Origin of the sequence: Capnocytophaga sp. oral taxon 329 str. F0087, from assembly GCF_000213295.2 — a bacterium.
Taxonomy (GTDB): Bacteria; Bacteroidota; Bacteroidia; order Flavobacteriales; family Flavobacteriaceae; genus Capnocytophaga; species Capnocytophaga leadbetteri_A.
Genome location: NZ_KN389985.1, coordinates 65,999 through 72,883, shown reverse-complemented (window position 1 = coordinate 72,883; position 6,885 = coordinate 65,999). Strand labels below are relative to the sequence as shown.

The 6,885-nt window shown below is 41.6% G+C and carries 5 protein-coding genes; all 5 read left to right on the top strand.

The window, feature by feature from the left end:
• The coding region (locus HMPREF9074_RS01275; protein ID WP_034539410.1) for a protein-disulfide reductase DsbD family protein at positions 1-1,774 on the top strand (1,774 nt) is incomplete at its 5' end.
• A gap of 10 nt (positions 1,775-1,784) precedes the next feature.
• Entirely contained in the window at positions 1,785-3,437 is a 1,653-nt protein-coding gene (locus tag HMPREF9074_RS01270) for a S41 family peptidase (RefSeq protein WP_009388553.1), read from the top strand.
• Positions 3,438-3,440: 3 nt separating this feature from the next.
• Complete coding sequence (gene proS / locus HMPREF9074_RS01265) at positions 3,441-4,919, top strand: proline--tRNA ligase (RefSeq protein ID WP_009388554.1); 1,479 nt, start codon at positions 3,441-3,443, stop codon at positions 4,917-4,919.
• Positions 4,920-5,004: 85 nt separating this feature from the next.
• Complete coding sequence (locus tag HMPREF9074_RS01260) at positions 5,005-5,676, top strand: hypothetical protein (protein ID WP_009388555.1); 672 nt, start codon at positions 5,005-5,007, stop codon at positions 5,674-5,676.
• Between the two features lie 80 nt (positions 5,677-5,756).
• Positions 5,757-6,885 (top strand): dGTP triphosphohydrolase (gene dgt / locus HMPREF9074_RS01255; RefSeq protein WP_034539405.1); only part of this gene is annotated, 1,129 nt, incomplete at its 3' end.

The window sequence follows — 6,885 nt, the reverse complement described above, 5'->3', positions numbered from 1 at the left end:
GAAGACCGAAGAATCGACCCCTATACTGAAGCACGACAAAGTGTTTAATATGGAGATTTCTTATTTCCACAACCAAGCGGTATTTAAACAACACATAAAACTGCTTAATAAGGCAGCTACAAGCATCAAAGGGAGCGTAGAATTTATGAGTTGTAATGACAACAACTGCTCGCCCCCAGATACAGTAGATTTGGTATTTGAACTAACAGATAATGCCGCTGCCTCCGCAGGTGTTAGCCCACAATTCACCTTTAACAATCCGCCAGCAGACAATAACGCAGCGCCTGCTACGACTGTAAGCGAAACTAAAACAGAGGCAATAAACCCTACCCCTATTCACAATCAAGGTATTTGGACGATATTCTTTTTATCGTTTTTAGCTGGTTTTGCAGCTCTACTGACCCCTTGCGTATTCCCGATGATACCAATGACAGTGAGCTACTTTACTAAACAAAGTAAAACAAAGGCTAAGGGCATCAGAAATGCGATAACTTATGGTATTTCTATTATCGTGATTTACGTATTATTAGGCACGGTAGTAACTGCTATTTTTGGAGCTGATGTGCTAAACGCATTTTCAAGTAGCTTTTTGTTTAACCTTATATTCTTCCTTATTTTAGTAGTTTTTTCTATCTCATTTTTAGGTGCTTTTGAAATCACCCTACCCAGCTCGTGGAGTACTAAGATTGATGCCCAAGCCGATCGCAGTGGTTTTGTAGGTATCTTCTTTATGGCACTGGCCTTAGCCATTGTATCTTTCTCGTGCACAGGGCCTATAGTTGGTTCTTTATTAGTACAAGCAGCCTCGCAAGGGGGCATCGCCCCTATTATGGGAATGTTTGGGTTTTCATTAGCCATAGCCTTGCCTTTTGCACTATTTGCGGCTTTCCCAGGGTGGTTGCAATCACTCCCCAAATCAGGCGGTTGGATGAACACTGTGAAAGTAGTATTGGGCTTTTTGGAATTGGCATTGGCATTTAAATTCTTATCGAATGCTGACTTAGTGGTACAATACCACTGGATAGAACGCGAAGTATTTATCGCTATTTGGATAGCTATATTTGGCGCCCTTTCGTTATACTTATTTGGAAAAATACGTTTGCCACACGATGATGCTTCTGACCGCATATCAGTAGGGCGACTCATTTTGGGGCTACTCACTTTGAGTTTCACTATTTATATGATACCAGGGTTATGGGGTGCCCCTCTGAACCTTATCAACGCTTTTCCACCTCCACAACACTATAGCGAATCGCCATATGGAGTAGGTAAAGGAGCCGTTGGGGTAGAAGAAGGCGCGCTACCTGAAGGAGCCCACCTATTTAAGCCTCATAACATCATAACCTTTGACGATTACGACAAAGGATTGGCCTACGCTAAACAACAAAATAAGCCGGTACTATTAGATTTCACAGGCTGGTCGTGCGTAAACTGCCGACGTATGGAGCAAAACGTATGGCCTAAGCCGCAAGTGTTAGAGATACTCAAAAACGAAGTAGTACTTATCTCGCTATACGTAGATGACAAACGTCCGCTGCCAGAGAGTGAAATAAAACCTTCACAAATAAGAGAAGGCAAACTCATTAAGACTATAGGTCAGAAATGGAGTGAGTTTCAGACTCTGAAATACAAAGCTAACACACAGCCTTTTTATGTGCTGATGAACCACGAGGGCGAAAATTTAGTAGCCCCTATAGGGTATACCCCCGATACCGATGATGCTGATGAGTTTTACAAATGGCTCAGAAAAGGTATCACCGCCTTTGGCAAATAATAGCATTTAAATGAAAAACAAACTCTACATACTCCCTACTATTATCGGCATAACCTTGGCGATAGGGATTATCTTGGGACGGCAGTTAGCTAATTTTTATATTCCGAAACCGCCACCACCCCTCCCCTTCCCTATCAGCGATATAGACACCGTGCCCGAAAATCCTTATAAGGTAAAACTCGGACGGCTGATAGACTATATAGAGGAGGATTATGTGGATAATGTAAATACCGATAGTATAGTAGACCTGACCATCAATAGTATATTGCGAAAGTTAGACCCCCACTCTACCTACATCTCGAAAACAGATATACAAGAAGTAGCCGAGACGATGAGTGGTAAATTTGTAGGGGTAGGCATCAGTTTCTATATGTATAAAGATACGATTGCCGTTATCAGACCTATAGAAGGAAGTGATGCTATGAAGAAAGGTATCCGTTTTGGCGACCGCATACTGATGGCTAACAAAGATACCCTCTTTAAGAAACGGCTAAGCACCGATAAGATAAAGAATATACTGAAGGGGAAAATGGACTCGAAAGTAGACCTGACCATATACCGAAAGAGCAAAGACAGTATTTTCAGAATTCCTATTGAGCGGAAATTTATACCTATAAAAAGTATAGATTGCTTCTACAAAGTGAACGATACGCTGGGGTATATACGAATGAACCGGTTTGCCGAGACTACCTACAACGAATTTTCGACCGCCCTTAAAGCTCTTGAAAAAGAAGGGGTAAACAGCCTTATACTTGACTTGCGCAACAATAGCGGAGGATTCCTAAATGTAGGTATACAAATAGCCGATGAGTTTTTGCCTAAAAACAAAATGATAGTGTTTACCAAAAACAACCGCAAAGAGATAGAAGAAACCTTCTCTACTGAAGGGGGGCTATTTGAAGATAAGCCCGTGTTTATATTGGTAAATGAAAACACTGCCTCAGCCAGCGAGATAGTAGCAGGAGCGCTACAAGACAACGACCGAGGTGTGATAGTAGGCAGACGCACCTTTGGGAAAGGATTAGTACAGAGCGAAATGCCTCTACCTGATGGGTCGGCAGTACGGCTAACCACTGCGCGCTATTACACTCCTACAGGGCGGTCTATACAGAAGCCTTACGGTTTGGGACACCAGCGAGGGAGTTTTCAGATAGACAATGCTACCGTGCCTGACTCGCTGAAATTTACCACCCCTAAGGGAAAAGTAGTATATGGCGGAGGCGGTATTTACCCCGATGTATATGTGCCTATAGATATGAAGCCCGAAAGCTATTTGGTAAATGAAGTGCTGCGCTCAGGACTGACCAATTTCTTTCTGTTTGAGTATTTAGACAGTCACCCATCGCTAAACAGCAAGCCCCACAAGGCATACTTTATAACCGACTATAAAGTGCCGAAAGAGATGCTAATGGCCTTTGCTAAATTCTTAAGAAACAGGCGCATCAACCTAAATTTTGGCAAGAACAGCAATGAGATAGCTAAACACCTGAAGGCGAGCTTGGCTGAAATATGGTTTAACAACAATGTAGCGGGGCTTATTAGAAATCAGCACGATTTTTACATAGATGAATGCCTGCACTACTACCACCACAAAAGCACCTCTGCTACTAAGAAAGCAGCGAAGAGGCAAGCAACAAAAACTAATAAAAAGAGTACAAAATAATATATGAGTAAGAATCTAACATCAAGAAGTGAAGACTATTCGAAATGGTATAACGAATTGGTAGTAAAAGCCGATTTGGCAGAGAGTTCTGGCGTGCGCGGCTGTATGGTAATTAAGCCTTACGGCTATGCTATATGGGAAAAAATGCAAGCCGAACTCGACAGAATGTTTAAAGAAACAGGGCATACTAATGCTTATTTCCCTATATTTATACCTAAAAGCTATTTTGAGGCAGAAGAAAAGAACGCTGAAGGTTTTGCTAAAGAATGCGCGGTAGTAACCCACTACCGACTAAAAACTGACCCCAATGAAAAAGGGAAGCTAATAGTAGATCCTGAAGCAAAATTGGAAGAGGAGCTAATAGTGCGCCCTACCTCAGAATCTATCATCTGGAGTACGTACAAAAACTGGATACAGTCATACCGCGACCTACCTATCCTTATCAACCAATGGGCAAACGTGGTGCGCTGGGAAATGCGTACGCGCCTATTCCTGCGCACAGCAGAGTTTTTATGGCAAGAAGGGCACACTGCCCACGCTACTAAAGAAGAGGCTATAGAAGAATCGGAAAGAATGATGAATGTATATGCCAACTTTGTAGAAAACTTTATGGCTGTACCTGTAATCAGAGGGTTTAAAACAGAAACCGAGCGTTTTGCCGGTGCTGACGAAACCTATTGTATAGAAGCGATGATGCAAGACGGCAAAGCCCTACAAGCCGGCACTTCGCACTTCTTAGGACAAAACTTTGCTAAGGCTTTTGATGTGAAATACGCTACCAAAGACGGTAAGCAAGAATATGTATGGGCAAGCTCTTGGGGAGTATCGACCCGCTTGATGGGTGCCCTTATTATGACCCATAGCGATGACAACGGTTTGGTATTGCCTCCTAACTTAGCGCCTATACAGGTAGTAATCGTACCTATCTACAAAGGAGCCGCACAATTAGAAAGTGTAAGAGAGCGCATCAGTCCGCTAATGGAGGCTCTCAGAAAGCAAGGTATTAGTGTGAAGTTTGACGACCGCGATACTCAATCGCCAGGGTTTAAGTTTCACGAATACGAACTAAAAGGTGTACCTGTACGCTTAGCGGTAGGGCAACGCGATTTAGAAAATAACACCTTTGAAGTAGCGAGACGCGACACCCTAACTAAAGAAACCGTAAGCGGAGATGACATCATAGCACACATTGCTCAATTATTAAAAGAGATACAAGAGAATTTGTACAAAAGAGCTTTAGCCTACCGCGACAGCCATATAACAGAAGTGAACTCATACGAAGAGTTCAAAGAACTGTTAGAAACCAAAGGCGGCTTTTTTGCAGCTCACTGGGACGGCACTGCTGAAACAGAAGCTAAAATAAAAGAAGAAACTAAGGCTACTATCAGATGTATTCCTTTAGATGCTAAAGAAGAAAGTGGCGTATGTATGTACTCTGGTAAGCCTTCAAAGAAAAGAGTTCTGTTTGCTAAGGCCTATTAAAAAGAAAAAAAATACTGAAAAAATTTGGTAGTTATGCTAAAAAAGTATACCTTTGCCTTATAATAATTAAAAAAACATAATTACGATGAAAAAAATCATTTTATCATTAGTAGCAGTTTTTGCTTTTGGTGCTGTATCAGCACAAAATTTAGTATCTTCTAAAGGAGAACAATATCTTCCAAAACAAGGAGATTGGTCTATTGGTTTCAATGCAGGTAATGCTTTGAGATATGTTGGTAATGCTTTCAATGGCAACACTGGTAACAGCTCTGCAGATCTTTTTGAAGGACAAAGAGTTCTTAACTTTGGTACTGGCGTATTTTCTTCTACTGCTTCAGTAATTACTTTTGTAGGTAAAAAGTTTGATACTGACAACACCGCAACTCGCTACACAGCAAGCTTTAACTTCAACTTCGAAAAACAAAAAGACGTTGATGGTACTAGCAGTTTTGGTTTAGTAGCTGGCTATGGTAAAGAGTGGAGAAAAGGTACTACTCGCCTACAAGGTTACTACGGTGTAGATGGTTTAGTAGGTTTAGTTTCTCCTGCTAAAAAACAATTCGGATTTGGAATTGGTGCACAAGGTTTTGCAGGAGTTGAATACTTTATCTTCCCTAAAGTAGCTCTTGGTGCTCAATACACTTATGGTGTAGGTTTAGAATATGCTAGCAACGACAGCAACAATAGAATAAACTTTAACATCGGTAATGCAAATGGTTTAGGAGTTCTTTCTGCAACTCTTAACGCATACTTCTAATAGATATTGTCTGTTAGACTTTAAAAAAATTAGGGCTGAGTCTTTATAGATTCAGCCTTTATCTTTATAAATAAAAAAATATGATTTGGGAAAAACTACTTTCGCTTAATAAATACGGCGATACTGCTACAAGACTACGTATTAATGAAGATGAAACGCGCTTGAGCTTTGATATGGACTACGACCGCGTGGTCTTTTCGAGTGCCTTTAGGAGTCTGCAAGACAAAACACAGGTGATTCCGCTTTCTAAAATGGGCTTTGTACACACGCGTCTGACCCATAGTATAGAGGTATCGGTAGTAGGGCGCAGCTTAGGGCGTGCCGTAGGAAAACACCTACTAACGAAGTACCCTCATCTACGTGATTTAGGCTACCAAACCAACGATTTTGGCGCTATTATCGCAGCAGCTTCGGTAGCACACGACATCGGTAATCCGCCCTTTGGACATAGTGGTGAAAAGGCTATAGGTGAGTTCTTTCAATTCAAAAAAGGCACTGCTATTAAACATCTACTGACAGAAGTAGAGTATGCCGACCTATGCAATTTTGAGGGTAATGCCAACGGTTTTAGAATTGTAAACGAATCGCGGTTGGGAGTAGAGGGAGGATTACGCTTGACCTATGCTACTCTGGGAGCTTTTACCAAATATCCTAAAGAATCGCTACCTATACGACCTACTAAAAATATAGCCGACAAGAAATACGGCTTTTTTCAGGGTGATAAAGCATTTTTTAAGGAAGTAGCTGATACTTTAGGGCTTATCTCTACCAGCCAACAGGGCGAACTGCGATATGCACGCCACCCGCTAGCGTTTTTAGTAGAAGCTGCTGATGATATATGCTATACCATTATCGATTTTGAAGATGGTATTAATTTAGGACTTATCAGCGAAGAGGTAGCCTTAGAATATATGGGGGGCATCATATCGGATAGAATACATAGCGACAAATACGCCAAACTACAGACCAAAGAAGAGCGCATAGCTTATCTGAGGGCAGTGGCTATCGGTGCTTTAGTGCAAGATGCTACCGAGATTTTTATAGAAAATGAAGACGCTATACTAAACGGCAACTTCCACCAATCGCTATTGAGGCTCAGCAAATACCGCCACCAAATAACCGATGTAATAGACTGTAGTGTAGAGCATATCTACCAATCGGATGAAGTAGTAGAGAAAGAAGTGCAAGGTTATGTGATTTTGCAGCATC